The following is a 25,441-nucleotide window of genomic DNA, read 5'->3' on the forward strand; positions in this document are numbered from 1 at the left end:
TTCAGCGCTTTACAGGTGAAATGATCTTAACTAAATAACTTAACCCAGATTGCGGGCAGGGTTTTGTCGCCGGGCAAGGAAAGGAAGCGGCGTCTTTTGTCTACGCAGGAAATCAAAAACGCTGTGCGCTAAACCGGTTATGCTTCCCTGCATTCACTGATGTTTTAACCAGACAGGGAGCCTGCATGAAAATCGACGCCGACATGAGTTTTCGCAAGCTGGAAATCTTTATCGCCTTTATGGCCTGCGGCAACATCGCCCGCGCCGCTGAACAGCTGAGCCTGAGCAATGTCAGCGTGCATCGCGCCCTGCATACCCTTGAAGAAAATATACGCTGTCCACTGTTTATCCATCAGGGACGCAACCTGAAACCGCTGCCCGCCGCGCATACGCTGCTGGAATACGCGCTGGACGCGGTGGATGTCATGGCGAAAGGGATTACCGAAGCGCGCAATAAGGCGGGACTGGGACAGAAGCGGATGCGCATCGGCACGCTCTATTCGCTAACGCTGGAGACCGTACCGCGCCTGATTATGGGCATGAAGCTGCGCCGCCCCGATCTGGAGCTGGATTTAACAATGGGTTCAAATCAGCTGCTGCTGGAAAAGCTACAGCAGGGCGAACTGGACGCGATCCTGCTCTCTGTCACCGACAGCCAGATTGACCGGCGGCGCCATGAGGTGCTGCCGCTGTTCGAGGACACGATTTTTATGGCGGCGCCGGCGGATGCGCAGTTGGGCGACGGGCCGAGCGCCGATCTGCGCGATTACCGCCAGCAAAAGTTCGTTTCGCTGGCGGAGGGGTTCGCTACCTTTCACGGCTTTCAGGAGGCGTTCGGCATTGCCGGTTTCGACGCCAATATCGTGATGCGCGTTAACGATATCTTTTCCATGCTGAGCCTGGTGCAGGCGGGCGTCGGCTATGCGCTGGTGCCCGGCAGAATGCGACGGATTTATGAAAGCAGCCTGCAACTGATCCCGCTGGCGGAGCCCTATCAGATGCGGCAGCTGATCGCCATCGTCTTCGACCGCAACCGCGAACACGATCCTAATCTGCTGGCGCTGGTGGCGGAAGGCCGGATGTATGCGCGTGAAGTCGGCGTCAGCGCGACGCCGGATCGCTCCAGCGACAGCGCGTCGCCGCGCGCCAGCGGTTCGCGCGCCAGACCGGTCAGCACCGCGCCGGGAGGCATCTCCAGCGCCAGGCCGACATCGCGCTCGTTGGCCGCTTCCATCGTCTCGTGCCAGCGCACGGTGCGCGCCATATTCATCGCCAGGTCGTCGGCAATCTGCTCCGGCTGCCACAGCTGACGGGCAGTGCTGCCGCTCAGATAGGCGTAGCGCGGGCGCGTCAGCGTGACGTCAGCGAAAGCCTGCGCCAGCCGCCGCGCCTGTTCGTTCAGCAAGGCGCAGTGGGAAGGCACGCTGACCGCCAGCCGATGCACCTTCTGCGCGCCGTGCGCCGCCGCCCGCTGCGCCGCCTGCTGCATCGCCTCTTCGCTGCCGGCGATCACCATCTGCTGCGCGGCGTTAATATTCGCCAGGTAGCAGTCGCCCAGCAGCGGTTCGATATCGCTCTGGCTCAGGCCGGTAATCGCGGTCAAACCATAGCCTGAAGGATAAGCCTGCTCCATCAGCTCGCCGCGCAGCGCCACCAGACGCAGCGCGTTAGCGAAATCCAATGCCCCCGCCGTTACCGCCGCCGGAAAAGCGCCGATCGACAGGCCGCTGACCATATCCGGCTGCAATCCCTGACGCGCCAGCTCGCGCGCCCAACCGACGCCCGCGATCAGCAGGCAAAGCTGCACCGCGCGGGTATGCCGCAGCGCTTCGGCGCTGTCCAGCCGGGCGACATCTTCATGGAGCGCCTCGCTCGCTTCCGCCAGCAGTTCGTCGCCGCACGGCAATCCCTGCAACATGCCGGGACGCTGCGGCCCTTGGCCGGGGAACATAAACAACACTTTCATTAGCCTAAACCTCCATCTCAGCCCGCCAGGGATCGCTGACCAGCTGCGGTCCCCGGTTGGTTTTCAACAGCGCGCGCCCGTCGCGCAGCCACTCGTTGAGGGCGAACGCGCCGCAGGGCGTCTCGACCTGCGTATCCGCGCGGCACGGCAGGCGGTCGACCTGCTGCTGCCAGCGCTGAAACGCGGTTGGCGCCAGCGGCTGCGGCGCGCGGATCAGCAGGTCGAGATCGCTGCCGCTGTGCAGCACCGGCACCTCGGTCGCCAGCGCGTAGCCGCAGCTGCCGGTAATGCCCCACTGCCACGGCCAGCTCTGCTGCGCCAGCAGGATCGCGCCCTGCACCGGCGGCTGCGAGACGAAAATCGAACGTAGCAGCAGCCCGACGTCAGCCAGCGATTCCGGCGTGACGAAACGGATTATCGCCGCCGCGTCCAGCCAGGCGGCGGCGCGCCGCTCACGTCCCATACCGCGAATCCCGACGGCGATCAGCCCGGCCGGATGGGTATCCCGGCGCACCACCAGCGGCAGCGTAGGCTGCCACTGTAGCGCCACCCAGTCAGGCAGATCGCCCTGTAACGCCTGAGAATCGTTCAGCCAGATTAAGTCGTGGGGACGCGGCGCCATCAATTACATTCCTGCGGTTAAAGAGATAAATAAAGGCAGCGTCACGATACAGAGCACCGACGTTATCAGCAAGGTCGTTCCGCATCAGGCGACTGCACGCCGAAGCGGTTGCCAAACACCACGCCGAAGAAGCCGGCGGAGAGCGCCACCATCAGAATCGAGGTGATCGCCAGCGAACCGTGCAACCCTAACGCCAGCACCAGCGCCCAGGCGATCAGCGGCTGAATCAGCAGCTTGGTGACGCTGGAGAGCGCGACCGCGCCGTTCAGCTTCAGCTGGCGCGCCGACAGGATCAAGCCGGTCAGGAACAGCGCGGCGGCGGTAGCGGCCAGGCCCAGCGGTCTGATTGCCGTCAGCACCAGGTCAGGCATATGAATGCCCAGCGCCGATAACACCACCCCCAGCAGCGGTCCCCAGACAATCGGTTTTTTCACCGAGCGCCACATCAACACCGGCAGCATGGTCAGGGACGATCCCTGCACCGTACCCGCCTCGCGCGCTTTTTCACGCTCCAGGATCAGCAGGCAGAACGGCGTCATCAATACCGAGCCGCAGGCGATAGAAACCGCCACCGAGAGCGAGGTGCTGGCGTTTTCGCCCAGCACGCTGCCGAGGATCGGCAGTCCCAGCGCGGCATAGTTCGGCAGCGCCACCGTCAGAGTCAACACCGCGGCGTCCTGCGGCGACTTATGGAAGACCTTGATACAGAGAAAATAGATGGCGGCGTAGGCGATCCACATCGCCAGCGTTAGCACCACCACCAGCGGCATCTGTTCGACAATCCCGCTCCAGGGCGTCTGAACAGTAGCGCTGAACAGCGCGGCCGGCAGTGCGAAATCCATTACGAAGATATTGAGTAAAGCGACGTTCTTGTTATCCACCATTTTCGCCTTGCCGGCCATAAAGCCCAACAGCATGATGACGAAAATAGGGGCGAGCGCGTGGAGAATAGTATAAGTCATAGGTCACCTGTAAATATGAATTAAAAGTTTGCACAGGTGCGATGGTTTATTGTTTTACAGGCTGTTTTTATGGATGGGCAGCGAGTGCCCATCACGATCCACCTGGCAGGTTTGTCTTAACAACATGGATTACCAGAGCGCGCGCATACGTTCGCGCACCAGCGCGGAGCTGCGGCGGTTTTCACCGCGCAGACGGTGTTGCAGGCTGCGGTCGCCGTTGCGGGCGTCCTCGATGGCGCGGATCAGCGCTTCCGTCACCTGCTGTTTCGCCTGGTCGTCAGGCGCGTCCGGTTTGGCGATATTCAGCATCTCGTCCAGCAGGCCCAGCGTCTGATAATTTTTCACGTCATAGGCCATCGGCGGCACCGTTGAGGCGAGCGCCATCAGGGCATCGACGCTGCGCAGCGTAATGCGCGCCGCGGAAGCCTGGCCCATGGCGTGAATCAGGACGCCGGGATCGTTAAAGGCGATCAGCCGGTTGGCCTGATAACCGTGCGCCAGGAAAGCGCCGGACATAGCCTTGCCGACGATCAGCCCGACAATCGGGTGCCCGGCGAGACGCGCCTGCGCCCAGGCGGCGGCCGAGGCCGCCAGCGCCTGATGGATGCCGAAGGCTTCTTCGCGGCGTCCGTAGGCCTGGCTCGGCACGTCGATTACCGCGACGATTGGGCGTTTACGTTCCGCCTGCGCGTCGGCGGCGATGGTTTCCTGCACCACTTTCGCCAGCGTCCAGCCTTCCAGCAGACCGACCTCGCCGTTGGCGGCGCGCGGAAAGTGGTTGTTTTCATCGGGCACGACGGCGATGTAACGCACGTTCTCCCCATTCAGGTCGGCGTCCGCCACCTGAACCGACGGGCAAAGCCCCTCTAAGCGAGGCGCATTCTGACTCAGCAGCGCCAGCCATGTTTCGCCGCGACTGATTGAACTCATAGCGAATCCTCCGCAAAAAATTGTTGAATCTGTTCGCTGTCTGCCTGACGGCTGGTGTCTACGGCCTCCAGGCGCGCCAGCATGCGTGCGTAATCGTCGGTACGATGCTGTTCCGGTACGCCGCGCGCCAGCGCCGCGTTCACCGCCTGTTTCACCGCATGGACGCCGTCGTCCACCAACACGTCCGCTAGGCCGCTGCGATAGCGCATCTCGCCGCCGGTGATGCTCCAGATAAAGGGCCGGTTGCGCGAGTCATACTCTTCGATGCCCGCCTCCTGCTCGATAACCTGCGGGCCGTTCAGACCCAGGCGCGCTTCGCGGGTGACGATCAGCGAACTGCACAGTCCGGCCGCGATTGACATGCCGCCGAAGCAGCCGACGGTGCCGGCAATCACGCCGACGACCGGGGTATAGCGTCGCAGGTCGACGATGGCGGCGTGGATGTCGGCAATTGCCGCCAGCCCCAGGTTCGCTTCCTGTAAGCGCACGCCGCCGGTTTCCAGGCAGAGCACCGCCTGCGTCGGCACGCCGCGACGGTGATCTTCCGCCGCCAGCTCCAGCGCCGCCGCCATTTTGGCGCCGGAGACTTCGCCCATGCTGCCGCCCTGGAAGGTGCCTTCGATAGCGATCACCACCGTCGGCTTGCCGTCGATGGTGCCTTTCGCCACCACCATGCCGTCATCGGCCTGCGGCACAATGCCCTGCATCGGCAGCCAGGGCGACATGACGCCGTCAAACGGATCGAGCAGTTCGCGGTAAGATCCTTCGTCCAGCAGCAGACGCGCGCGTTCACGCGCCCGCAGCTCAATAAAACTGCTGTCGTTACGCATCGCTTGCCCCCTCAAATACCTGTTCAATACGGATTCGCGCGACGCCCGGCGTGGCGCCGAAATCATGAATGGTCAGCTTGCCGGACGGCAGGCCGTTCAACGTGCTGAGACGGTCGAACAGCGCACGCCAGCGCGCTTCGAAATTAACCACGGAAGTGGTGATATCGACTTCAAGACGTTCGCCCTGATCGGCGACAAACAGGGCTTCCATATCGCCGGAGCCCACGACACCAGCCAGCGCCTGCCCGTACAGGGTGCGCGTGGCGGGGTAAGAAAGTGTGATTTGTTCCATAACATCCTCAATCTGTAGGTAAGCAAATACCATCGAGAAACAGCGTGGCCGCCAGCAGATCCGCCGCGCCGCCCGGCGAGGCGTTCAGACGCAGCATATCGGCGTCGAGACGCGCCAGCGCCTGCTCGCCTTCCGGCGTCCCACAGCCGCCCGCGCTCAGCACCTGACGCGCGCCCTGGCGCATCGCCTCCAGGCCAGCCAGTCCGGCACGCGACAGGACGCAGGTATCGCTCAGCGAGGTCATGATCGCCATCAGCGCATCCAGTCGCGCCTGCGCTTCCGACGCGCCCGCCGCGCGGCTGCGCCGTAGCTGCGGCAGCGCCAGTTGAGCAATATGCGGAAACGCCTGCTGCGCCTCTTCGCGCGCGCCCGGCACGTGATAACGCTGCGTGGCGCGCAGCCCTTTGCTAAAGGTGCGCGGCGCGCGATCGTCCGGCAGCCGCGCCAGCGCGGCGGCGGTCTGGCATACCGCCTGCGCCGTGCTTTCGTCGTCGAGCATGGCGGCGGCGCTGACCAACAACCCCAGCGCCCAGATCGCGCCGCGATGGGTGTTGACGCCCTGCGTGGCCGCCATCATCCGCGCTTCGCCTTCGCGCCCCAGCTGACCGACCTGCTGGCGCAGCGCGATATCCGCCGGACGTCGCCAGCTGTTTAGCGCCAGCGCGTAAAAGGTGGGTTGCAGCGCGCGAGCGGATCGCTCCATCAGCGCCAGCGTCAGGTCGTGATGCGCCCCGCTGCCGCGTCCGTCCACCAGGCCCGGCTTCGGCGTCAGGCGCGCTTCGTCAATCAGCGCGCCGCTTGCCCGCTCCGCCAGGCGGAGGGCCAGCTTTTCAGCGCGCTCTGCTGAGCGTTGCGGTTGCGTCGCCATTACCAGCTCCGGAATTTAGCTGGCGGGTTGTAAAGACCGCCGGACCATTCCACCAGGTCCGCGACGCTGCCTGCGGCCAGCAGGGAACGGCTCGCTTCGCTGCGGCGAATGCCTAAATCTTCCGGCCAGGCGATTTTGCCTTCGCGTCGCAGCTGCTCTACGCGTTTAGCGTCAACGCCGAGGCCGATATCGGTGATGCCGGCCACCGCCGCCACCATCGCCCGACGCTCTTCCATCGACTGCGCGCGATAGAGATAGGCGATGCCTTCTTCCGTCAGCACGTGGGTCACGTCGTCGCCGTAGATCATTACCGGCGCCAACGGCATGCCGGAGGCTTTGCCTACGTCAATGGCGTCGAGTTTTTCCACGAAGGTCGGTTTGCCGCCCGCCTGGAAGGTTTCCACCATCTGCACCACCAGCTTACGGCCGCGCACCAGCGGATCGGGCTGGTCGATCATCGCCAGCCAGGCTGGGGTGGCGTGACGACGGCCATGGGGATCGTGGCCCATGTTCGGCGCACCGCCGAAACCGGAGAGACGACCGCGCGTGACGGTAGAGGAGTTGGCGTAGCCGTCGACCTGCAATGTCGAACCGATAAACATATCGACTGCATACTGACCGGCCAGCTGGCAGAAGGCGCGGTTGGATCGCATCGATCCGTCCGGGCCGGTAAAGAAGATGTCCGGGCGTGCGGCGATGTAGTTTTCCATCCCCAGTTCGCTACCGAAGCTGTGGATGCTCTCCACCCAGCCGCTTTCAATCGCGGGGATCAGCGTTGGGTGCGGGTTGAGCGTCCAGTGACGGCAGATTTTGCCCTTGAGTCCAAGCTTCTCGCCGTAGGTCGGCAGCAGCAGCTCGATGGCGGCGGTGTTAAAGCCGATGCCGTGATTCAGGGACTGCACCTGATGTTCGGCGTAGATGCCTTTGATGGCCATCATCGCCATCAACACATGCTCCTGTTTGATCAGACGCGGGTCGCGGGTGAACAGCGGCTCAATAAAGAAAGGCTGGTCGGCGACCACCACGTAATCGATCCAGGAACCAGGGATATCGACGCGCGGCAGGTCATTCACGTCGTCCACCAGCTCGTTCACCTGAGCGATGACGATGCCGTTGCGGAACGCGGCGGCTTCTACCAGCGCGGGCGTATCTTCGGTGCTGGGGCCGGTGTAGAGATTGCCCTGGCGGTCGGCTTTAAAGCCAGCGACCAGCGCGACATTCGGCACGAGATCGACATAGAGACGGGCGTAGAGTTCGATATAGGTATGAATCGCGCCGATTTCCAGCTGACCATCTTCCAGCAGTTGGGAAATACGCAGGCTTTGCGTACCGGAAAAGGAGAAATCGAGTTTACGGGCGATGCCTTTTTCAAAAATATCCAGATGCTCGCTGCGGCTGACGCTCGGCATAATCATATGCAGATCGTGAATCTTCTGCGGGTTGACCTCCGCCAGCATGCGCGACAGAAAATCGGCCTGTTTCTGGTTATTCCCCTCCAGCACCACGCGGTCGCCGGGAGCAATCAGTTTTTCAAGGACATTAGGTAAATCGTCGGTGGGCAGAACTTTGCCTGGAATAGCGAGTGATGCAATGCGTCGCTGTTTTTCAGTGCGACGGGTATCCCAGACGCGGCCTGATGATGATTCAGGCAACATGGCTAACCTCCTGGCTCATTTGTGATTTAACTCAAATCGATGAGAAGAGTCTCTGCCTGTCAGCGCTATGCATCAATTAAGCAGGGCGCAGGATCGTTAGCCTGAGAGTAATGGAAGTTTACCGCTTCTGAGGTACAGGCCGCATCGGACGCCGCCGCGCCCTTTTCCGTCACTGCGGCCGGGTTGATAACATGAAGATAAGCAAGATCTTATCTGGATTTTTTCATGGCGAGCGGCGCCGGATATGCCTACGATTTGCAGGATCGCGCAGCGCCTGTCGTTACGGTTATCCTTCGTCAGCTCACAAAAAGGCAACTCTATCGTTGCTGGTGAGCGCAAAACAATAATGTGTTTTAAACGCGGTTTAGCGCTTTTATTACCTGCCCTGTAGCAGGGGGTTAAATAGGATCGTTAGCAGGTTTAAAGGATATTTTCCGGTTTTAAACGCTACGGCCGCGCTTTAACAGTAAGACAGAAAGGCTTATCGCCTTCCTGGCGTAAAATAATCTTTCATTCCGGCACGATAAAAAAATAGCTATGCTAAGCGGTTTTTCCCCCGGCCGAATTAGAGACAATTCTCACATTGATATATTTTACGTCTGGATATAATACTCTGTGTATAAATTTCTCCCTCTGCAAAGCCTTATTTCCATTAATAAGATTTATAATTTTCCGCAGGATTTATTATGATTAGCAGCGTATTTATTGTTGATGACCACCCTTTTGTCTGCTCAGGCATTAAAGCCTATTTACGCGCCAACGGCTATATTATCGCAGGCGTTGCGGAAGACGGCACATCGGTGATTGCCGATGTCGGTCTGCATCGTCCCGACGTGGTGATTATGGATCTCAATATCCCCGGCCGCGACGGCATGCAGGTGATTGAAAGCCTTAAGCGCATCAACGCACAGCAGAAAATCATCGTATTAACCGCCTCCGACAGCGACTTCCACATGCACCGCTGCCAGCTGCTGGGCGTTGACGGCTATCTCTGTAAAAGTCACGACACGTCGCAGCTGTTACAGGCGATTCGCAGCATTGATAAAGGGGTTAAATTCTATCCCAATACCCATAGTCTGGAAGCGAAAGCGATTCATCCAGAAAGCGAAAAGCTGATGTCCCTTTCCCGCCGCGAGCTGATGGTGCTCCGAAAACTGGCTGCGGGATATTCTAATAAAGAAATAGCCCTGCAGCTTTCCCTGAGTAATAAAACCATCAGCACCTATAAAATTAAAATATTGCGTAAATTGGGCATTAAAAGCGTGGTTGATATTAACGAAATCGCTAAAAGAAATTACCTGGTTTAGCTTTTTATTCCGCCGCGATCGCGGACGCCAGCACCTTTAAAGATGGCGCACGTCACGCCCTTTCTTTGTTAGCGACAGCGGGCAGTCTGTTAAACCGCCCCGCCCGTCGTTTTACTGCTGGTGAGAGATTTGCTGCGCCACGGGATGCCAGAAGTCAGTGACCGCGCCTTCTCCGCCCGTAATGGGATCGAACTGTGGTAGCGGCACGCGTTTGATGTTCGCCAGCGCCTGCTCCATTTTACTGACGTCATCACGCAGCGTATCAGGCGTCATGCCTGCCGGATAAGCGCCGACGGTGAAGAAATCTTCACTGGCCGCAATCTGCTGATGTCCGACGCCCGCCGGGATCAATACTGCGTCGCCAGCCCGCAGCGTGACCATGCGTCCACTCTCGCCGCCAAACAGCACTTCCGCCCAGCCAGCACCGACGCCCAGTAGTTCATGGCAGTTGGAATGGTAATGTGTATAGGGGAAAATCGGCGCGCGCCAGCGTGCCGGCCAATGGCTTTCATTAAAGCGATGTTCAAACCAGGCAGCGATATCTTCACTATCGCCCGGCGCCACGCGTGGATAGATAATCAGCGGTAGCGGGTTGTTGGGAACGCCGTTGGAAGGCATGGCCAGCATCAGATGCTGCGGGTTGCTGGAGGTGCCAGCAAAGAGGGTACCGGCCGCGAAGGACATCATAGCCATAAGGGTGCACGATGAGGAAAACATATCACGTCTCCTGTAAGTCGCAATGTTAATTGATTTTGGCAAAAGTAAATAACTTTGCAATAGAAAGCATGTCTTCTGCGTCACATAAATGATTAATTTATAAGACTTAACTCAAATTCTTCTCTTGACCGGCCAGCACGGGGTTTATTCGCCTTTCCTTTCCCTGAATAGAGTCCGCTTACCGAAGAATATTTGCTTTTTTACACCGCATACGGCTAAGGTTGATGTTGCCGCCCAGTCCCCGTTTGTTACCACTTTGCATAAACTGTTATAGCTTTTTTGCTGAAATCTGTTTCTGTCATCCTTGCTACACTCATGGTTTAATTTCGCTCTCGTTGGCTTCAATGACCGAGGTAAAACAATGGATGCCATCAAACAGATCCTGCTGCGTGAAATCGATACGCTGAATCGTGAAGAGCTGCGCGATAACAAGCCGCGCTTTAGCTTCAATTTTCTGAAGACCCATCCCGGCCTGTGGCTGACGATGTATATTTGCTATGCCCTTTGCGTTGCGCTGATCTTTACAACCGACTATCTGGGCTGGCCCGCTTTCTGGGGCGCGACCGCATTCGTACTGCTGATGAGCTTTCTGATGCTGCTGGATATCAATCCGAAATATCGCTTTGAGGATATTGATACGCTGGATTTGCGCGTCTGCTACAACGGCGAATGGTATTACGTGCGGACGCTGTCAGACGCGGCGGTGAACGACATTCTCAATCATCCCTCCACGCCTGAACACGTTAAGGCGGGCATTGATAAACTGCTGACGCTGAAAGGCGAAGTGGATTTCTATGATGTCTACCACCTCACCTGGGGCAACAAGCCCGCTGCGGCGGTCTGACCGCAGCCTGGCCTGAAACGGGCCGCGCGCTTCGCTACATCATGGCGGCGATCAGGCCGCCAAGAATCGCCGCCGCCGCCTCCTGCGCGTCATCCCATGGCCAGGCGGTATTAAAGCGAAAATAGTTCTCATACTGCTGACCCGACGAAAACATGCTGCCCGGCGCGATGCTGATGTTGTGCTCCAGCGCGCGGTAGTAAAGCTGCGTCGCGTTGACCTGGCGCGGCAGTTCAATCCATAGAAAATAGCCGCCGCGCGAATCGTTAATGCGGGTGCCGTAAGGCAGATGCCGCTTCAGCGACTGGCGCGCCAGATTTTTACGCTGCTCCAGCACCTGACGTAGCTTGCGTAGATGACTGTCGTAGCTGCGCGTGCCGAGATAGTTCGCTAACGCCAGCTGCATCGGCGCGCTGGTGGAAAGCGTGCTCATCAGCTGCAAACGCTGAATGCGCTGGGCGTGTCGTCCCGCCGCCACCCAGCCGACGCGAAATCCGGCCACCAGGTTTTTAGAGAATGAGGAACAGTGCAGCACGCCGCCCTGACGATCGAAGGCTTTCGCCGGCAGCGGCTTATCTGCGCCGAACCAGAGCTCGCTGTAAACGTCATCTTCGATCAGCGCGACCTGATGCTCCGCCAGCAGTTTTACCAGCGCCCTTTTTTTCTCCCGACTCAGGGTGAAACCCACCGGATTTTGCTGGTTGGTCATCAGCCAGCAGGCTTTTACCGGCCAGCGCCTTAACGCCTGCGCCAGCTCGTCCAGATCCATGCCGTGCTGCGGATCGGTAGCGATCGCCACCGCTTTCAATTTAAGCCGCTCGATCGCCTGCAACGCGCCATAAAAGGTGGGGTTCTCCACCACTACCCAGTCTCCCGGCTCCGTTACCGCCTGCAGGCTGAGGCTCAACGCTTCCATCGCGCCGTTGGTAATGACAATCTCATCCGGCGATACGGTAATGCCCTGCTGCGCATAGCGACGCGCCAGCGTTTTGCGCAACGCCTCGTTGCCCGGCGGCAGATTGTTAATGGCGTCGCGCGGCGTCAGGCTATGGGAGACATTGGTCAGCGCGCGCATCAGCTGGCGCTGGGGAAAAAGCTCCGGGTCGGGAAAGGCGGAGCCGAACGGAACGATCAGCGGATCGCGGCACGCCTGTAACACGTCAAAAATAAAGGCGTTGATATCAACGGTTTCCGCCAGCTGTACCTTCTGATGAGTGGTCGGCTGGCTGAGAAATTCCGCGCGCGGCGCCACATAGTAGCCGGATTGGGGGCGGGAGACAATAATGCCCTGACTTTCCAGCACCTGATAGGCGTGCATCACGGTCATTAAACTCATCCCGCTCAGGCTGACCTGATCGCGCAGCGAGGGCAGTTTTTCACCTGGCTGCCACACTTCGGCGTCGATTTGCGCCTGGATTTGCTCCACCAGCTGAAGATATTTCGCCATGAACTGTTATAGGCCTTTAGATAATAACTGGCGGCTATTATAGTTTCTTCAGCGGATAAGGGACAGGGCCCCGCCCTGTTTATCAGCGCGGGGTCGGAGCGCGGCGTCAGGCTACCGGATGGGTATTTTCTTTACAGACAAACTCTTTCAGTTCAGGCACGCGATCCGGCGGGATCGGTTTGCCTAACAGATACCCCTGCAAACTGTTGCAGCCGAGGTTGGTGAGAAAGGTTTGCTGTTCGGTGGTTTCCACCCCTTCCGCCACCACCTTCAGGTTGAGCGACTGCGCCAGCGCCACAATCGCCGAAACGATGGTGGCGTCGCCGCTGTTCTCCCGCAGTTCGTTGACAAAGGCGCGGTCGATTTTCAGCTCGCTGGCGGGCAGGCGTTTGAGATAGAGCAGGCTGGAATAGCCGGTGCCGAAATCATCAATCGAGGCGCGCACGCCAAGGTCGGTCAGCGCGGTCAGAATGCGCACGCTTTCATCCGGGTCGCGCATGGCGGTGGTTTCCGTGACTTCCAGCGTTAGCAGATGCGGCGGAATATGGTGCTGTTCCAGCGCCGTCACCACCGTCTCCACCAGGCTGTTCTGTTCAAACTGTAACGCCGACAGGTTTACCGCTACCGACCAGTTTTCATGCCCTTGCAAATGCCAGCTGCGCAGCTGACGGCACGCCTCGTGGATCACCCAGTTGCCGACATGAATAATCAGGCCGCTTTTCTCCGCCAGCGGCAAAAAAACATCGGGCGACAGCAGGCCGCGCTGCGGATGCTGCCAGCGCAGCAGCGCCTCAAAACCGACTATCGGGCCGCTCGGCGCGGTATATTTCGGCTGGTAAAACAGCCGCAGCTCATCGCGTTCCAGCGCCAGCCAGAGATCGTTGACCAGCTGCAACTGACTTTGCGCAATGGTATTCATTGAGGGCTGGAAGAAGTTGTAGCCGTTGCGTCCGTTGTTTTTGGTGTGGTACATGGCGGCGTCGGCGTTAAACATTAGCTCGCGCTCATCGATGCCGTCGCCCGGATAAACCGCGATGCCGATGCTGAGCGACACCATCAGCTCGTAACGGGAGATCACAAAGGGCTTTTCTATCAGCTTAACCAGCGCATCCGCGATGGCGGCGGCGTCGTTCGGATCTTCCATCTCTGTCAGCAGCACAAATTCATCACCGCCCAGCCGCGCCAAAGTGTAATGGCCGGTCATGTTCGACGTCATGCGCTCGGTCACCGCCACCAGCAGGCTGTCGCCGATATGGTGGCCGAACGCGTCATTAACCGCCTTAAAACCGTCAAGATCCATAAACATCAGGGCAAAATGAGAGTTTTCACGCGTCGCCTTATTAATCGCCTGATCGAGACGATCTTCCAGCAGGATACGATTGGGCAGGCGCGTCAGGTTATCGTGTAGCGCCAGCTGCGCCAGCTCGCGGTTGGCTTCCGCCAGCGACGAGGCGAGCATAGAGGTGCGCGCCTGTAGCCGCGCATCAAGCATCGACACTAACAGCGTGATGCCGAGAATCGAGACTGTGACCACCGCCACCAAAATCGCCAGCCAGTTACTGTTCACGCCCTGATGCATAGCGTAGCTGGAGGTGGGAAAACCGGCGGCGGCCATCCCGGTGTAATGCATCCCGGCAATGGCGAATCCCATTACCACCGCCGCGCCGGCGCGCAGCAGCGTCAAACGCCCAGGCCCCTGCCGCAGCCGGAACGCCAGCCAGAGCGCAGCGCCCGACGCCAGCAGCGCAATCACTACCGAGAGCGCGATCCAGCGCCAGTCCCAGACGATGCCAGGCTCAAACATCAGCGCCGCCATGCCGAGATAGTGCATCGCCACGACGCCGCTGCCCATCACCAGCGCACCGAGGCCGAGCCGCATCACATGCAGCTCACCGTAACAGACGATCCATAGCGCAAAGACCGAGGCGGCGATGGCGATAATCATCGACAGCAGCGTCAGCGGCCCGCTGTAACTCATCATCATCGGCATATTCATCGCCAGCATGCCGATAAAGTGCATCGCCCAGATGCCAATACCCATGGAAAACCCGCCGCCGAGCAGCCAGACGCGCGCGGCCAGCCCGCTGCTGGTCACCACGCGCCCGGCCATATCCAGCGCGGTATAGGAGGCGAGGAAAGCGACGATGATGGAGACGACCACCATGAGCGTATCGTAAGAGGTTGCCAACATAGAAATTCCTGCGAATTAGCGCCCGTCAGGGAACGCTGAAATTGAAAGAATAAAAGCGCAAGGTTAATTGGCCCGTTGACTAAACTATCGGCAATTTCGTACCAATGCTTATCATCGCGTCCATGAATAAAAAAGATTGCCGGGAGTAATAAAATTGCCCTCGCTTTACTCCTCGCCGCTGGCGCACGCTGCTACGCATGAAGGTTTTTTCTTCCGGGCAGGCAGTCGACACCATTGATTAAAATTTATTTTTATTTCTTTTGGCAGCCTTGCCAGCATTTTTTGAAACTTTTTACGTGCCGCGTCAATACGCGTCAAAAAACCAGCCGTTCCCTACGCCACCCGCCTTATCCGGCAGGGCCAGCTACAGCCGTAAAAATCCGCGCGATCAACGCCAGCGCAAGAAAATAACATTGTTGACAATTTTCAGATAGCCGACGTCAGAGCGCTCCTCTCTCTTTGCTGAAAATGCCGCCAGCAGGCCTGAAAAACGCGGCGAAGGGGTTATTGTCAGGAAAGAAGGTTTTGGCACTGGCGTAGTAACCGAAAACCATAAAAGTATATATTTCGAGGAAGCTGCCGCTGGTCACGCTACAGATGGATTTGGCTCCGTTGCGGGGCGGCTTTTATAAAGGTGTGGTGGATTGTAAACCGGCTTCCTTGTGTTTTTTCCCGTTTCGGCCCGACATAATATGAAGTGAACCTCTGTTTCGATTTACAAAAAGATTGGCTTAGTCGCCATTATTTAACAGAAGCGCGAACAACACATTCCTCACTGACAACATGCGCATTTACCGTACGATATTCATATTTGCTCATATTTATTCGCATTTTCCCTTTGTTAAATTTTCCTTTTACAACAATGGGTTGTTCTTTAACGTCTGTTACACGTCTCGACAAGCGCGCCGTTTCTCCTAGCCTTGATAGTGAATTTTCTTTGTGAAACCAGGAGGAAACATGGCAGACCAGAATAAAATGCAAAATCCTCTCACCCAGTATTACAACGGTGAATACCCGAAACAGCGTCAGCCCGCCCCCGGCATCCAACAGGATATGCAGCCCGTACCGGACTGCGGCGAGCAGAGCTATCGCGGCAGCCAGCGTCTGGCAGGCCGCAAAGCGCTGGTCACCGGCGCTGATTCCGGTATTGGCCGCGCCGCCGCTATCGCCTATGCCCGTGAAGGCGCCGACGTGGCGATTAACTATCTGCCCGCCGAGCAGCGCGACGCAGAGCAGGTAGCGGACTATATCCGTGAAGCGGGTCGCAAAGTGGTGCTGATTCCAGGCGATATCAGCGATGAGGCATTCAGCAAGCAGCTGGTAAAACAGGCGCACGAAGAGCTGGGCGGACTCGATATCCTGGCGCTAGTAGCGGGTAAACAGGTCGCGGTAGAAGATATCGCCGAGCTGACCACCGAACAGTTCCGTAAAACCTACGAAACCAATGTCTTCTCGCTGTTCTGGATCACGCAGGCGGCGATTCCGCTGCTGCCGGAAGGCGCGTCAATTATCACTACTTCCTCGATTCAGGCCTATCAGCCGAGCCCGCATCTGCTGGACTACGCCTCCACCAAAGCGGCGATTCTGGCCTATACCCGTGCGCTGGCCAAGCAGGTGGCGGAAAAAGGCATTCGCGTAAACAGCGTCGCGCCCGGCCCGATCTGGACCGCATTGCAGGTGGCAGGCGGCCAGCCGCAGGAGAAACTGCCGGAGTTTGGTAAACAAACCCCGATGAAGCGCGCCGGACAGCCAGCCGAGCTGGCAGGCGTATATGTCTATCTGGCGTCGCAGGAATCCAGCTATGTGACGGCAGAAGTGCATGGCGTCACCGGCGGCGAACATCTGGGCTAAGCCAGAAAGCCGGGGCCCTCTTGCCGCTGTGCACAGCGTGATAGCCGTTCCCTGCACAAAAACGGATAACCGGCAGCGATAAAAAAACCGGAGCAGAGGCTCCGGTTTTTTTATGCTTCAGCGCGCGCCGTGCGGCTATTTTTGCGCAGTTTCCATACCCATCAGGCCGATCTTGAGATAGCCTGCGCCGCGCAGGGCATCCATGGCGCTCATCAGCGTTTCATAATCCACCGACTTATCCGCCTGGAAGAAAATGGTGGTCTCTTTGTTGCCTTCCGTCTGCGCGTTCAGCACCTCAATCAGCTTCTCTTTCGAGACCGCTTCGTTGCCGACGTACATCTGCTTATCTTCTTTAATCGAGAGATAGACGGGCTTTTCAGGACGCGGCTGCGGCGCGCTGGTGGAGGCGGGAAGGTTGACCCGGACGTCCACCGTCGCCAGCGGCGCGGCCACCATGAAAATAATCAACAGCACCAACATTACGTCGATAAACGGCGTCACGTTGATTTCATGCATTTCGCCATTGCTGTCCAGATCGTCATTTAACCGCATCGCCATAACGCTTAACCTACCCGCAGTTTATGTGCATTCTGTACCGGCTGCGCGCCGTTGCCGCGCGCCAGATCGAGATCGCGGCTCTGCAACAGCAGCACCTGCGCGGCCACATCGCCCAGGCTCGCTTTGTAGTTGGCGATCATGCGGGCGAAGACGTTGTAGATCACTACCGCCGGAATCGCCGCCACCAGGCCGATGGCCGTCGCCAGCAGTGCTTCCGCAATGCCGGGTGCAACGACTGCGAGGTTAGTGGTTTGGGTTTTGGCGATGCCGATAAAGCTGTTCATGATGCCCCAGACGGTGCCGAACAGGCCGATAAAGGGCGCGACGGAGCCGATGGTAGCGAGGAAGCCGTTGCCGCGACCGGCGTGACGGCTGATGGCGGCGACACGGCGCTCCAGACGGAAGCCGGTGCGCTCTTTAATGCCTTCGTTATCTTCCGAACCGGCGGAAAGCGCCAGCTCGTTCTGCGCTTCCTGCAGCAGCTGCGTCGTCAGGCTGCGCGCGTGGAAGCCGTCGCTCAGCTCCGCCGCCTGGCGCAGCGAACGCGCTTCCGCCAGCGCCTGCTGTTCCTGTTTCAGACGCCGACGTGCCGAGGACAGTTCGGTAAACTTGCCGAAGAAGATGGCCCAGGTGACGACGGACGCCAGAAGCAGTCCAATCATTACCGCTTTTACCACGATGTCCGCATGTTCAAACATGCCCCAGACGGAGAGATCCGTCTGCATCAACTCACTGGTCACCACGCTATTTCTCCAACCTTAATGGAATTCATCAAAACAGGTCAGGATCATACCAAAACAGAGGTGAATTGATAGTAGTTCTCATTACTATTTACAAAGATTTCCCCGTCCTGCGCCGCTTATCGACAGGCAGGTAAGTAAATTGTGATCGGTTAGTTTTTAAACTGTGACGCTGCGTATAAATTTATTAAAACGTCGTTTTAATTTTGTGATGCAATTCATTCAATTTATGCGCGCTGATTTTCCGCCTGCGCAATTTATCTATAGTGAATCAGCCCTGCTGGCGCATACCTCTACCCTTCTACAACCAGTGACGGGGCATCTTTTAGGCGCAGGAGAACAATGATGAAAGTAAAAAAACTGTTGCTGGTGTTAGCGCTGGCTTCCACCGCGCTGTTCACCGCCACCGCCGCCTCGGCTAAGGTGCTGAAGGTCGCGGAAGTCCAGCCTGCCGGTTATCCCACCGTCGTCGCGCTTGAACATATGGGAGAAAAGCTGAAGCAGGCTACCGACGGTCGGCTTGAGCTGCGCGTCTACGCTGGCGGCACGTTAGGCGATGAAGAACAGACGTTGCAGCAGGTGCAGATCGGCGCAGTCGATATGATCCGCGTTTCGCTGGCGCCGGTGTCTACTCTCGCGCCGGAAACCAGCGTGCTGACGCTGCCCTATATCTTCCGTGACGAGGCGCATATGCACAGCGTGCTGGACGGCGAGATCGGCAAAGCGATCACCGATAAGTTCGATAACGATCCTAATACCCGCATGGTGTTTCTCGGCTGGACCGATGCGGGCGTACGCAACATGATCACCAAAAAGCCGGTGACGAAACCGGAAGATCTGAAAGGGATGAAGATTCGCGTACAGAACAGCGCCATCTCGCTGGCGACGCTGAAAGCGATGGGCGCCAACCCGGTGGCGATGGGCGTCAGCGAAGTGTTCAGCGCCATGCAGACCGGCGTCGTGGACGGCACAGAGAACAACCCGCCAACCTTTGTCGCCCATAACTATATGCCGGTGGCGAAGTATTACACCCTGACCGGCCACTTTATCCAGCCGGAGATGATCCTCTTCTCCAAACGTTCCTGGGATAAGCTTTCCGCCGAGGATCAGGCTTTGCTGCGCAAGTTGGGCAAAGAGGCACAGGAAGATGAGCGCAAGCTGTGGGCCGAATATAATCAGCAGTCGCTGGATAAAATGAAAGCCGGCGGCGTGACCTTCCAACAGATCGATCGCGACTACTTTGTCAAAGCCACCCAGCCGGTGCGCGATCAATACGGCAAGAACTATCAGGATCTGATGCAGCAAATCGCTGCGGTGAAATAACCTTTTCCCGCGCCGCGTCCTCTCGCGGCGCCGTTAACCAGGTAAAAAATCATGTCTGCCTATTCACGTCTGATGGATGCGGTCTATCTGCTCTGCATGACGATCGCCGCGATTGCGCTGTTGCTGATGGTCGCGGTGATCCCTGTCGGCATTTTTGCCCGCTATGTGCTTAACGATGCGCTCTCCTGGCCGGAGCCGGTTGCTATCGTCTGTATGATCATTTTCACCTTTATCGGCGCACCGGTCGGCTTTCGCGCCGGCACCCACATCTGCGTATCGATGGTTACCGATCGCCTGTCGCCGCGCGGGCAAAAAATCGCCGCGATTGCCAGCGATCTGCTGATGCTGGCGGCGTGCGTGATTATCTTCCAGGCGAGCTACGCGCTGTGCGAGGCGATGTGGCTTCAGCCGCAGGCGTCACTGCCGGCGGTGACCTTTGGTCAGATGTATTTGCCTATTCCGGTCGGCGCGCTGCTGACGATCCTGTTCGTGATTGAGCGCCTGCTGTGCGGCGATCAGTCTGCACGCCCGCTGGTCAGCCTCGGTGGCACCCACTGATTCGGAGCTTATGATGGACGCACTGATCTTAGTAGGCAGTATGATGGTTCTGTTGCTGATCGGCTTTCCGGTGGCTTTCGCCGTGGGCCTGAGCGCTTTTATCGGCGCCTGGTGGATCGATCTGCCGTTGGAAGCGGTGGTGATTCAAATCACTAACGGGGTAAATAAGTTTTCGCTGTTGACCATTCCCTTCTTTATTCTCGCGGGCGCAATTATGGCCGAAGGCGGCATCGCCCGACGGCTGGTCAATTTCGCCTATATCTTCGTCGGCTTTATTCGCGGCGGCCTGTCGCTGGTGAATATCGTCGCCTCGACTTTTTTCGGCGCCATCTCCGGCTCGTCGGTGGCGGATACCGCCTCTATCGGCTCGGTGATGATCCCGCAAATGGAGGAGAAAGGCTATCCGCGCGATTTCGCCGCCGCCGTCACCGCCAGCGGATCGGTGCAGGCGGTGCTGACGCCGCCCAGCCATAACTCGGTAATCTATTCGCTGGCCACCGGCGGCGTGGTGACGATTTCATCGCTGTTCGTCGCCGGTATTTTCCCCGGCCTGCTGCTTGGCCTCTGCCTGATGGTGATGTGTCTCGGCTTTGCGCGCAAACGCGGTTATCCGCGCGGCGAACGCATCCCCTTTCAGCAGGCGCTGAAGATCTTTTTCGACGCCTTCTGGGGGCTGTTCACCGTGGTGATTATCCTCGGCGGCATTCTCTCCGGTATTTTCACCGCCTCGGAATCGGCGGCGATCGCCTGTCTGTGGGCCTTCTTCGTCACCATGTTTATCTACCGCGACTTTAAGTGGAACCAGCTGCATATCCTGCTGTTTCGCACCATCAAGACCGTCACCATTGTGATGGTGCTGATCGCCTTCGCCTCCGGTTTCGGCGCGGTGATGACCTTTATGCAGCTGCCGCAGCTGATTACCGAGTTTTTCACCAGCGTGTCGGATAACAAGTATGTGATTCTGATGTGCATCAACGTCCTGCTGCTGGTGATCGGCACGCTGATGGATATGGCGCCGATTATCCTGATCCTGACGCCGGTGCTGTTGCCGGTCACCAATGCGCTGGGGGTCGATCCGGTGCATTTCGGCATGATCATGATGATCAACCTCGGCATCGGCCTGATTACGCCGCCGGTGGGATCGGTGCTGTTTGTCGCCAGCGCGGTGGGCAAACAGAAGATCGAACAGGTGGTGAAGGCGATGCTGCCGTTCTACTGTCTGCTGTTTGTGGTGCTGATGATGATTACCTATATACCAGCCATCTCTCTATGGCTGCCGCGCATGATGGGCGTCATGTAGCCTCGGCGACGACGGCGGCTATGCGCGCCTCCGTCGTCGCTTCCCCGCCACTGTCTGATAGTGACAAAACGGTCTCAACCCCCGCCGGTTAAACGTGGTAAGTTAGAGCATCACTACGGGTTAGCAGGACCGCTTGCAGCATGTCGAAAAAGAATATTGAAACCACACTCATCGCCGCCGGAAGAACCAAACGTTACACGCAGGGCGCCGTCAACAGCGTGATCCAGCGCGCCTCCTCCCTGGTTTTTGATACCGTCGCCGATAAGAAACGCGCCACCGCAGGCCGGGCGCAGGGCGAGCTTTTCTACGGCCGCCGCGGCACCCTGACCCACTTTTCACTACAGGACGCGATGTGCGAGCTGGAAGGCGGCGCGGGCTGCGCGCTCTATCCGTGCGGCGCGGCAGCGGTGTCCAACGCGATTCTGGCGTTTGTCGAAGCGGGCGACGAGGTGCTGATGGCCGGTTCGGTCTATGAGCCGACCCAGGATTTCTGCAATAAAATCCTCAGCAAGCTTAACGTCTCCACGCGCTATTTCGATCACACTCTCGGCGCGCAGATCGCCGATCTGGTGCGACCCAATACCAAAGTGGTGTTTCTCGAATCTCCCGCCTCGATCACGATGGAGGTACAGGATGTGCCGGCGATCGTGCAGGCGGTGCGCAGTAAGGCGCCTGACGCCATTATTATGTTGGACAATACCTGGGCCGCAGGCGTGCTGTTCCGCCCGCTGGATCACGGCGTGGATATTTCGATCCAGGCTGGCACCAAATATCTGGTAGGCCATTCCGATGCAATGATCGGCACCGCGGTGAGCAACGCGCGCTGCTGGGAACAGCTGCGTGAAAACTCCTATCTGATGGGGCAGATGGTGGACGCCGATACCGCCTACGTCACCAGCCGCGGCCTGCGTACGCTGGCGGTGCGTCTGCGTCAGCATGAAGAGAGCGCGCTGGCGGTGGCGAACTGGCTGGCGCAGCGTCCTGAGGTCGCGCGCGTCAATCATCCGGCGCTGGCGCAGTGTCCGGGCCATGAGGCGTGGCGACGCGATTTCAGCGGCAGCAGCGGACTCTTTTCCTTTGTGCTGGAACAAAAACTGAGCGATGAAAAGCTGGCACACTTTCTCGACGGCTTCCACCATTTCAGCATGGCCTACTCGTGGGGCGGCTTTGAATCGTTAATTCTGGCAAATCAGCCGGAGGAGCTGGCGGCGATCCGTCCGGTCAATGGCGTGGATTTTAGCGGCACGCTGGTGCGTCTGCATATTGGCCTGGAGCATGTCGACGATCTGATTGCCGACCTGGCCGCCGGTTTTGCGCGCATTGCTCAGGCATAAGCGGCGTAAAGCACGCTAATCTTAAACAAAAGCTTAACCGGTCGTCCTCTACGCTCGCCTCGACGGGAAGGGGACGGCCATTTGCAGTTACACTTAAACGATGACCACAGTCAACGAGGAAACAGATGGGTGTGATACATGAGATTGTTCAGGCGCTATGGCATCAGGATTTTGCCGCGCTGGCCAATCCAGACGTGGTTTGGATCGTTTATGGCATTATGTTTATTACGCTGTTCCTGGAGAACGGTCTGCTGCCCGCCTCTTTTCTGCCGGGAGACAGCCTGCTGCTGCTGGCGGGCGCGATGATCGCCAAAGGGGTGATGGATTTTATCCCGACGATAGTGATTCTCACCGCCGCCGCCAGCCTGGGCTGCTGGCTGAGCTATTTACAGGGGCGCTGGCTCGGCAATACGCGGCTGGTGAAGAGCTGGCTAATGCACCTGCCTGCGCAGTATCACCAGCGCGCCTGGCATCTGTTCAACCGTCACGGCCTGATGGCGCTGCTGGTGGGCCGTTTTCTGGCGTTCGTGCGCACGCTGCTGCCGACCATGGCGGGCATTTCCGGTCTGCAAAATGGCCGCTTCCAGCTGTTTAACTGGCTGAGCGGCCTGCTGTGGGTAACGATCGTGATCGCCTTCGGCTACGGCATTAGCCAGGTACCTTTCATTAAGCGTCATGAAGATCAGGTAATGGCGATTTTGATTATTCTGCCGGTCGCCCTGCTGTTCCTTGGCCTTGCCGGCAGCGTTGCGCTGATCTGGAAAAAGCGCCGTCAGCGCGCCTGAGCCGCATGCGGCTGGCGGGAACTTATCCCGCCAGCCGCATACGGGTCATCTCCTCTCCCGGCGTTACGCCGAAATAACGTTTAAACTCGCGCGAAAACTGCGAAGCGCTTTCATACCCCACCCGCATCGCCGCCGTGCTGGCCTTTAAGCCTTCCTGAAGCATCATGGTGCGCGCCTGGTGCAGCCGGTAGCTTTTCAGGTATTGCAGCGGCGAGGTGCTGGTGACCGCCTTGAAGTTATGATGAAACGCTGAGACGCTCATGTTGACTTCCGCCGCCAGCAACTCGACGCTGAGGTTATCGGTAAAGCTGGTTTCGATGCGCCGCAGCGCGCGCGCGATCTGGCTGAACTGAGTATGGCGGCTGACCAGCGAGAGCAGCGCGCCGCCGCACGGTCCGGTGAGGACGTAATAGAGTATTTCACGCACGATTTGCGGGCCGAGCACGCGCGCGTCGCGGTTTTTCTGCATGACATCGAGCAACCGCTCCGTCGCGCAGAGCAGTTCGCCGGAGAGAAAGGCGGAGTGGATGCCCTGATTAAGCGGCCTGGTCTGGAAGCTGTCGTCGTTGTTCAGTTCGATCAGCAGATCCTGCAGTTTCGGGATATCGACATGCAGCATGATGCCCGCCAGCGGCTGTTCCGGCGTGGCGAAGGTTTCGCACTCAAACGGCAGCGGCACGGTGAGCATCAGGTATTTGCTGGCGTCGTAGTTGAAGGTGGTCGATCCGATGTAGCCGACTTTTTTGCCCTGAAAGAGGATGACGATGCCGGGCCGGTACATAACCGGCGTGCGTCCGCACAGGCTGTCGGCATAAAGCAGCTGTACTTCCGGCAGTTCAGGCAAGGCGGCGCGCCCGCTCTGACGCAGCTGAATCACTTTTTGCGCCAGGGCGGCGCAGATAGTTTCCCGCTCCATGATGTTAACTCTCGGTGATGAACTCATCGGCAGTTTGCCCGCTGCTGGGAAATTTCTCCAGCCGTCAGCAGGATTAGGCAAGATTCCCGTAGAAATAAGCATTGAGCCTTTCCTGCTGCTTTCTGACAATGGGGTTTAGACGGCGCCGCCGCAAAAGGATATCTCGACTAGACTTAAGCGTTATCGGGTCCAACTAACCAGTAAGGAGAAGTTATGGCAGACCAACCGATTATCAAACTGCGTGACGGCAATATGATGCCGCAGCTGGGGCTGGGCGTTTGGCAGGCGACGATTGAAGAGGCGCGTAATGCCGCGCTGAAGGCGCTGGAGGTAGGTTATCGTTCTATCGATACCGCCGCGATTTACAAAAATGAGGAAGGCATCGGCCAGGCGCTGCAGCAGACGGATGTCGCACGCGACGATATTTTCGTGACGACTAAGCTGTGGAATGAGGATCAGCTGAACTGGCAGCAGGCGATGGAGAGCAGTTTGCAGAAGCTGCAACTGGAATATGTGGATCTCTATTTGATGCACTGGCCTTGCCCGGAGAAGGATAATTATGTTGAAGCCTGGAAAGGGATGATCGAGCTACAACAGCAGGGGCTGGCGAAGAGCATCGGCGTCTGTAATTTTCAGGAGAAGCATCTGAAGCGGCTGATTGACGAGACGGGCGTGACGCCGGTGATCAATCAGGTGGAGCTGCATCCGATGTTGCAGCAGCGCGAGCTGCATGCCTGGAACGCGATGCACCAGATTCAGACGGAGTCCTGGAGCCCGCTGGCGCAGGGCGGCAAGGGCGTGTTCGATCAGGATGTGATTAAGCAGCTGGCGAAGAAGTATGGCAAGACGCCGGCGCAGGTGGTGATTCGCTGGCATCTGGATTGCGGTCTGGTGGTGATTCCAAAGTCGGTAACGCCGTCGCGCATTGAAGAAAACTTTAAGGTGTTTGATTTCCGGCTGGAGAAAGCGGAGATCAGCGAGATTGCTAAGATGGACAGCGGCACGCGTCTGGGCCCGCACCCGGATGAGCTGAACTAAGATTTTCAGGCGGACTGTCGCGGCGGATTAAACGCAGCTATAAGTCCGGTGGAATTCGCGGAGAAGCCGTTGGCTTTTTAGCGTCGGCGATGGTCAAACGTCACTGCACGTTCCGTGAATGCCCGATAAAACGCGTCGTTGATGATCAAACGTCGTTGCACGTTCCGTGAATGTCCGATAAGACGCGTCGTTGATGATCAAACGTCGCTGTCATGTCCGTGGGTATGCGGGGAGGCCGGACCGATCGTAAAGACGCAAATTCGTCATCCCTGACTGCTCGGCCCGCGCCATCCCTGGCGCGGGACGCTTTACTCCTCTGCCCGGCCTCCCCGCTCTCTGGCATCGAGATCGCTTTAAAACCCTTTGGTTCGTGCCAGCTTTCTGGCTTTTGCTTCGTGGCGACGTTCTGG

The 25,441-nt window shown here is 58.3% G+C and carries 23 protein-coding genes and 2 pseudogenes; 11 read left to right on the forward strand and 14 right to left on the reverse strand.

The annotated features are described in order from the left end of the window. Positions 1-185: 185 nt before the first annotated feature. A pseudogene (locus tag C2E16_RS17615) lies at positions 186-1,109 on the forward strand (LysR family transcriptional regulator); the annotation flags it as partial. Here the strand turns inward: C2E16_RS17615 and mdcH are convergent. From mdcH to mdcA, 8 genes and pseudogenes are all read right to left on the reverse strand, one after another. Continuing rightward, the gene (gene mdcH / locus C2E16_RS17620) at positions 995-1,966 is read right to left on the reverse strand and encodes a malonate decarboxylase subunit epsilon (RefSeq protein ID WP_084971418.1); all 972 of its coding nucleotides are present in this window, start codon (positions 1,964-1,966) and stop codon (positions 995-997) included. The pseudogene C2E16_RS17615 and the gene mdcH overlap by 115 nt on opposite strands. Before the next feature lie 4 nt (positions 1,967-1,970). Then, positions 1,971-2,588 (reverse strand): malonate decarboxylase holo-ACP synthase, encoded by a 618-nt coding sequence (locus C2E16_RS17625; protein ID WP_104951586.1) that lies wholly within the window; start codon positions 2,586-2,588, stop codon positions 1,971-1,973. A 3-nt stretch (positions 2,589-2,591) separates the two neighbouring features. Continuing rightward, positions 2,592-3,550 (reverse strand): annotated as a pseudogene (locus C2E16_RS17630) (AEC family transporter). A 129-nt stretch (positions 3,551-3,679) separates the two neighbouring features. Further along, complete coding sequence (gene mdcE, locus C2E16_RS17635; RefSeq protein ID WP_084971696.1) at positions 3,680-4,480, reverse strand: biotin-independent malonate decarboxylase subunit gamma; 801 nt, start codon at positions 4,478-4,480, stop codon at positions 3,680-3,682. Then, complete coding sequence (locus C2E16_RS17640) at positions 4,477-5,310, reverse strand: biotin-independent malonate decarboxylase subunit beta (RefSeq protein ID WP_084971694.1); 834 nt, start codon at positions 5,308-5,310, stop codon at positions 4,477-4,479. Before C2E16_RS17640 ends, mdcE begins: the two co-directional genes overlap by 4 nt. Next, on the reverse strand, positions 5,303-5,602 hold the full coding sequence (gene mdcC / locus C2E16_RS17645; protein ID WP_038624144.1) for a malonate decarboxylase acyl carrier protein: 300 nt from the start codon (positions 5,600-5,602) through the stop codon (positions 5,303-5,305). Before mdcC ends, C2E16_RS17640 begins: the two co-directional genes overlap by 8 nt. 7 nt (positions 5,603-5,609) lie before the next feature. Continuing rightward, positions 5,610-6,470 carry a triphosphoribosyl-dephospho-CoA synthase gene (locus tag C2E16_RS17650; RefSeq protein WP_104951587.1) on the reverse strand — a complete coding sequence of 287 codons (861 nt, stop codon included), beginning with the start codon at positions 6,468-6,470 and terminating at the stop codon, positions 5,610-5,612. Continuing rightward, positions 6,470-8,125, reverse strand: a complete 1,656-nt coding sequence (gene mdcA, locus C2E16_RS17655) for a malonate decarboxylase subunit alpha (RefSeq protein WP_084970206.1) — start codon at positions 8,123-8,125, stop codon at positions 6,470-6,472. Before mdcA ends, C2E16_RS17650 begins: the two co-directional genes overlap by 1 nt. A gap of 686 nt (positions 8,126-8,811) precedes the next feature. Between mdcA and C2E16_RS17660 the strand changes: the two genes are divergently transcribed. Then, positions 8,812-9,432, forward strand: a complete 621-nt coding sequence (locus C2E16_RS17660; protein ID WP_084970207.1) for a response regulator transcription factor — start codon at positions 8,812-8,814, stop codon at positions 9,430-9,432. Positions 9,433-9,543: 111 nt separating this feature from the next. Here the strand turns inward: C2E16_RS17660 and C2E16_RS17665 are convergent, their stop codons facing one another. After that, the gene (locus C2E16_RS17665) at positions 9,544-10,149 is read right to left on the reverse strand and encodes a hypothetical protein (protein WP_038624142.1); all 606 of its coding nucleotides are present in this window, start codon (positions 10,147-10,149) and stop codon (positions 9,544-9,546) included. 361 nt (positions 10,150-10,510) lie between these two features. Here C2E16_RS17665 and C2E16_RS17670 point away from each other — a divergent pair, with 361 nt between their 5' ends. Beyond that, a complete protein-coding gene (locus C2E16_RS17670) occupies positions 10,511-10,993 on the forward strand; it encodes a YlaC family protein (protein WP_038624141.1) in 483 nt (160 codons plus the stop codon). Between the two features lie 34 nt (positions 10,994-11,027). Here the strand turns inward: C2E16_RS17670 and C2E16_RS17675 are convergent, their stop codons facing one another. Next, on the reverse strand, positions 11,028-12,437 hold the full coding sequence (locus tag C2E16_RS17675) for an aminotransferase-like domain-containing protein (protein ID WP_038624140.1): 1,410 nt from the start codon (positions 12,435-12,437) through the stop codon (positions 11,028-11,030). 106 nt (positions 12,438-12,543) lie between these two features. Beyond that, positions 12,544-14,628, reverse strand: a complete 2,085-nt coding sequence (locus tag C2E16_RS17680) for a putative bifunctional diguanylate cyclase/phosphodiesterase (RefSeq protein ID WP_038624138.1) — start codon at positions 14,626-14,628, stop codon at positions 12,544-12,546. Between the two features lie 957 nt (positions 14,629-15,585). Between C2E16_RS17680 and C2E16_RS17685 the strand changes: the two genes are divergently transcribed. Beyond that, positions 15,586-16,479, forward strand: coding sequence for an SDR family oxidoreductase (locus tag C2E16_RS17685; protein ID WP_038624136.1), 894 nt, complete (start codon positions 15,586-15,588; stop codon positions 16,477-16,479). Positions 16,480-16,614: 135 nt separating this feature from the next. Here C2E16_RS17685 and exbD read toward each other — a convergent pair whose 3' ends face one another. Both exbD and exbB read right to left on the reverse strand, forming a co-directional pair. Beyond that, positions 16,615-17,037, reverse strand: coding sequence for a TonB system transport protein ExbD (gene exbD, locus C2E16_RS17690; RefSeq protein WP_038624134.1), 423 nt, complete (start codon positions 17,035-17,037; stop codon positions 16,615-16,617). Positions 17,038-17,042: 5 nt separating this feature from the next. Continuing rightward, complete coding sequence (gene exbB, locus C2E16_RS17695; protein WP_104951641.1) at positions 17,043-17,777, reverse strand: tol-pal system-associated acyl-CoA thioesterase; 735 nt, start codon at positions 17,775-17,777, stop codon at positions 17,043-17,045. 166 nt (positions 17,778-17,943) lie between these two features. Here exbB and C2E16_RS20640 point away from each other — a divergent pair, with 166 nt between their 5' ends. From C2E16_RS20640 to C2E16_RS17720, 6 genes are all read left to right on the forward strand, one after another. Then, a complete protein-coding gene (locus C2E16_RS20640) occupies positions 17,944-18,123 on the forward strand; it encodes a hypothetical protein (protein ID WP_146107486.1) in 180 nt (59 codons plus the stop codon). Beyond that, positions 18,123-19,100: a TRAP transporter substrate-binding protein gene (locus C2E16_RS17700; protein ID WP_038624130.1), complete on the forward strand. Its 978-nt coding sequence runs from the start codon at positions 18,123-18,125 to the stop codon at positions 19,098-19,100. Before C2E16_RS20640 ends, C2E16_RS17700 begins: the two co-directional genes overlap by 1 nt. A 51-nt stretch (positions 19,101-19,151) precedes the next feature. Then, entirely contained in the window at positions 19,152-19,658 is a 507-nt protein-coding gene (locus tag C2E16_RS17705; protein ID WP_038624128.1) for a TRAP transporter small permease, read from the forward strand. Positions 19,659-19,671: 13 nt separating this feature from the next. Then, the gene (locus C2E16_RS17710; RefSeq protein WP_038629874.1) at positions 19,672-20,958 is read left to right on the forward strand and encodes a TRAP transporter large permease; all 1,287 of its coding nucleotides are present in this window, start codon (positions 19,672-19,674) and stop codon (positions 20,956-20,958) included. A 140-nt stretch (positions 20,959-21,098) separates the two neighbouring features. After that, complete coding sequence (metC, locus tag C2E16_RS17715) at positions 21,099-22,292, forward strand: cystathionine beta-lyase (protein ID WP_038624126.1); 1,194 nt, start codon at positions 21,099-21,101, stop codon at positions 22,290-22,292. Positions 22,293-22,417: 125 nt separating this feature from the next. Next, positions 22,418-23,077, forward strand: coding sequence for a DedA family protein (locus C2E16_RS17720; protein WP_084970210.1), 660 nt, complete (start codon positions 22,418-22,420; stop codon positions 23,075-23,077). A 22-nt stretch (positions 23,078-23,099) separates the two neighbouring features. On the opposite strand, the gene C2E16_RS17725 is transcribed toward C2E16_RS17720, so the two are convergent. Continuing rightward, positions 23,100-23,993, reverse strand: coding sequence for an AraC family transcriptional regulator (locus C2E16_RS17725; RefSeq protein ID WP_038624123.1), 894 nt, complete (start codon positions 23,991-23,993; stop codon positions 23,100-23,102). 213 nt (positions 23,994-24,206) lie between these two features. Here C2E16_RS17725 and dkgA point away from each other — a divergent pair, with 213 nt between their 5' ends. Beyond that, the gene (gene dkgA / locus C2E16_RS17730) at positions 24,207-25,031 is read left to right on the forward strand and encodes a 2,5-didehydrogluconate reductase DkgA (protein ID WP_038624121.1); all 825 of its coding nucleotides are present in this window, start codon (positions 24,207-24,209) and stop codon (positions 25,029-25,031) included. Positions 25,032-25,441 lie beyond the last annotated feature (410 nt).

The organism is Mixta calida (genome assembly GCF_002953215.1).
GTDB classification, from domain to species: Bacteria; Pseudomonadota; Gammaproteobacteria; order Enterobacterales; family Enterobacteriaceae; genus Mixta; species Mixta calida.

Bases quoted from the DNA above. Each gene is read 5' to 3' on its own strand.
- C2E16_RS17680 (WP_038624138.1), bottom strand. From the start codon at position 14,628: ATGTTGGCAACCTCTTACGATACGCTCATGGTGGTCGTCTCCATCATC.
- C2E16_RS17705 (WP_038624128.1), top strand. From the start codon at position 19,152: ATGTCTGCCTATTCACGTCTGATGGATGCGGTCTATCTGCTCTGCATG.
- exbD (WP_038624134.1), bottom strand. From the start codon at position 17,037: ATGGCGATGCGGTTAAATGACGATCTGGACAGCAATGGCGAAATGCAT.
- C2E16_RS17700 (WP_038624130.1), top strand. From the start codon at position 18,123: ATGAAAGTAAAAAAACTGTTGCTGGTGTTAGCGCTGGCTTCCACCGCG.
- C2E16_RS17685 (WP_038624136.1), top strand. From the start codon at position 15,586: ATGGCAGACCAGAATAAAATGCAAAATCCTCTCACCCAGTATTACAAC.
- mdcE (WP_084971696.1), bottom strand. From the start codon at position 4,480: ATGAGTTCAATCAGTCGCGGCGAAACATGGCTGGCGCTGCTGAGTCAG.
- C2E16_RS17625 (WP_104951586.1), bottom strand. From the start codon at position 2,588: ATGGCGCCGCGTCCCCACGACTTAATCTGGCTGAACGATTCTCAGGCG.
- mdcA (WP_084970206.1), bottom strand. From the start codon at position 8,125: ATGTTGCCTGAATCATCATCAGGCCGCGTCTGGGATACCCGTCGCACT.
- C2E16_RS17675 (WP_038624140.1), bottom strand. From the start codon at position 12,437: ATGGCGAAATATCTTCAGCTGGTGGAGCAAATCCAGGCGCAAATCGAC.
- C2E16_RS17650 (WP_104951587.1), bottom strand. From the start codon at position 6,470: ATGGCGACGCAACCGCAACGCTCAGCAGAGCGCGCTGAAAAGCTGGCC.
- C2E16_RS17640 (WP_084971694.1), bottom strand. From the start codon at position 5,310: ATGCGTAACGACAGCAGTTTTATTGAGCTGCGGGCGCGTGAACGCGCG.
- C2E16_RS17710 (WP_038629874.1), top strand. From the start codon at position 19,672: ATGGACGCACTGATCTTAGTAGGCAGTATGATGGTTCTGTTGCTGATC.
- C2E16_RS17670 (WP_038624141.1), top strand. From the start codon at position 10,511: ATGGATGCCATCAAACAGATCCTGCTGCGTGAAATCGATACGCTGAAT.
- C2E16_RS17720 (WP_084970210.1), top strand. From the start codon at position 22,418: ATGGGTGTGATACATGAGATTGTTCAGGCGCTATGGCATCAGGATTTT.
- mdcH (WP_084971418.1), bottom strand. From the start codon at position 1,966: ATGAAAGTGTTGTTTATGTTCCCCGGCCAAGGGCCGCAGCGTCCCGGC.
- mdcC (WP_038624144.1), bottom strand. From the start codon at position 5,602: ATGGAACAAATCACACTTTCTTACCCCGCCACGCGCACCCTGTACGGG.
- metC (WP_038624126.1), top strand. From the start codon at position 21,099: ATGTCGAAAAAGAATATTGAAACCACACTCATCGCCGCCGGAAGAACC.
- C2E16_RS17665 (WP_038624142.1), bottom strand. From the start codon at position 10,149: ATGTTTTCCTCATCGTGCACCCTTATGGCTATGATGTCCTTCGCGGCC.
- dkgA (WP_038624121.1), top strand. From the start codon at position 24,207: ATGGCAGACCAACCGATTATCAAACTGCGTGACGGCAATATGATGCCG.
- C2E16_RS17660 (WP_084970207.1), top strand. From the start codon at position 8,812: ATGATTAGCAGCGTATTTATTGTTGATGACCACCCTTTTGTCTGCTCA.
- C2E16_RS17725 (WP_038624123.1), bottom strand. From the start codon at position 23,993: ATGGAGCGGGAAACTATCTGCGCCGCCCTGGCGCAAAAAGTGATTCAG.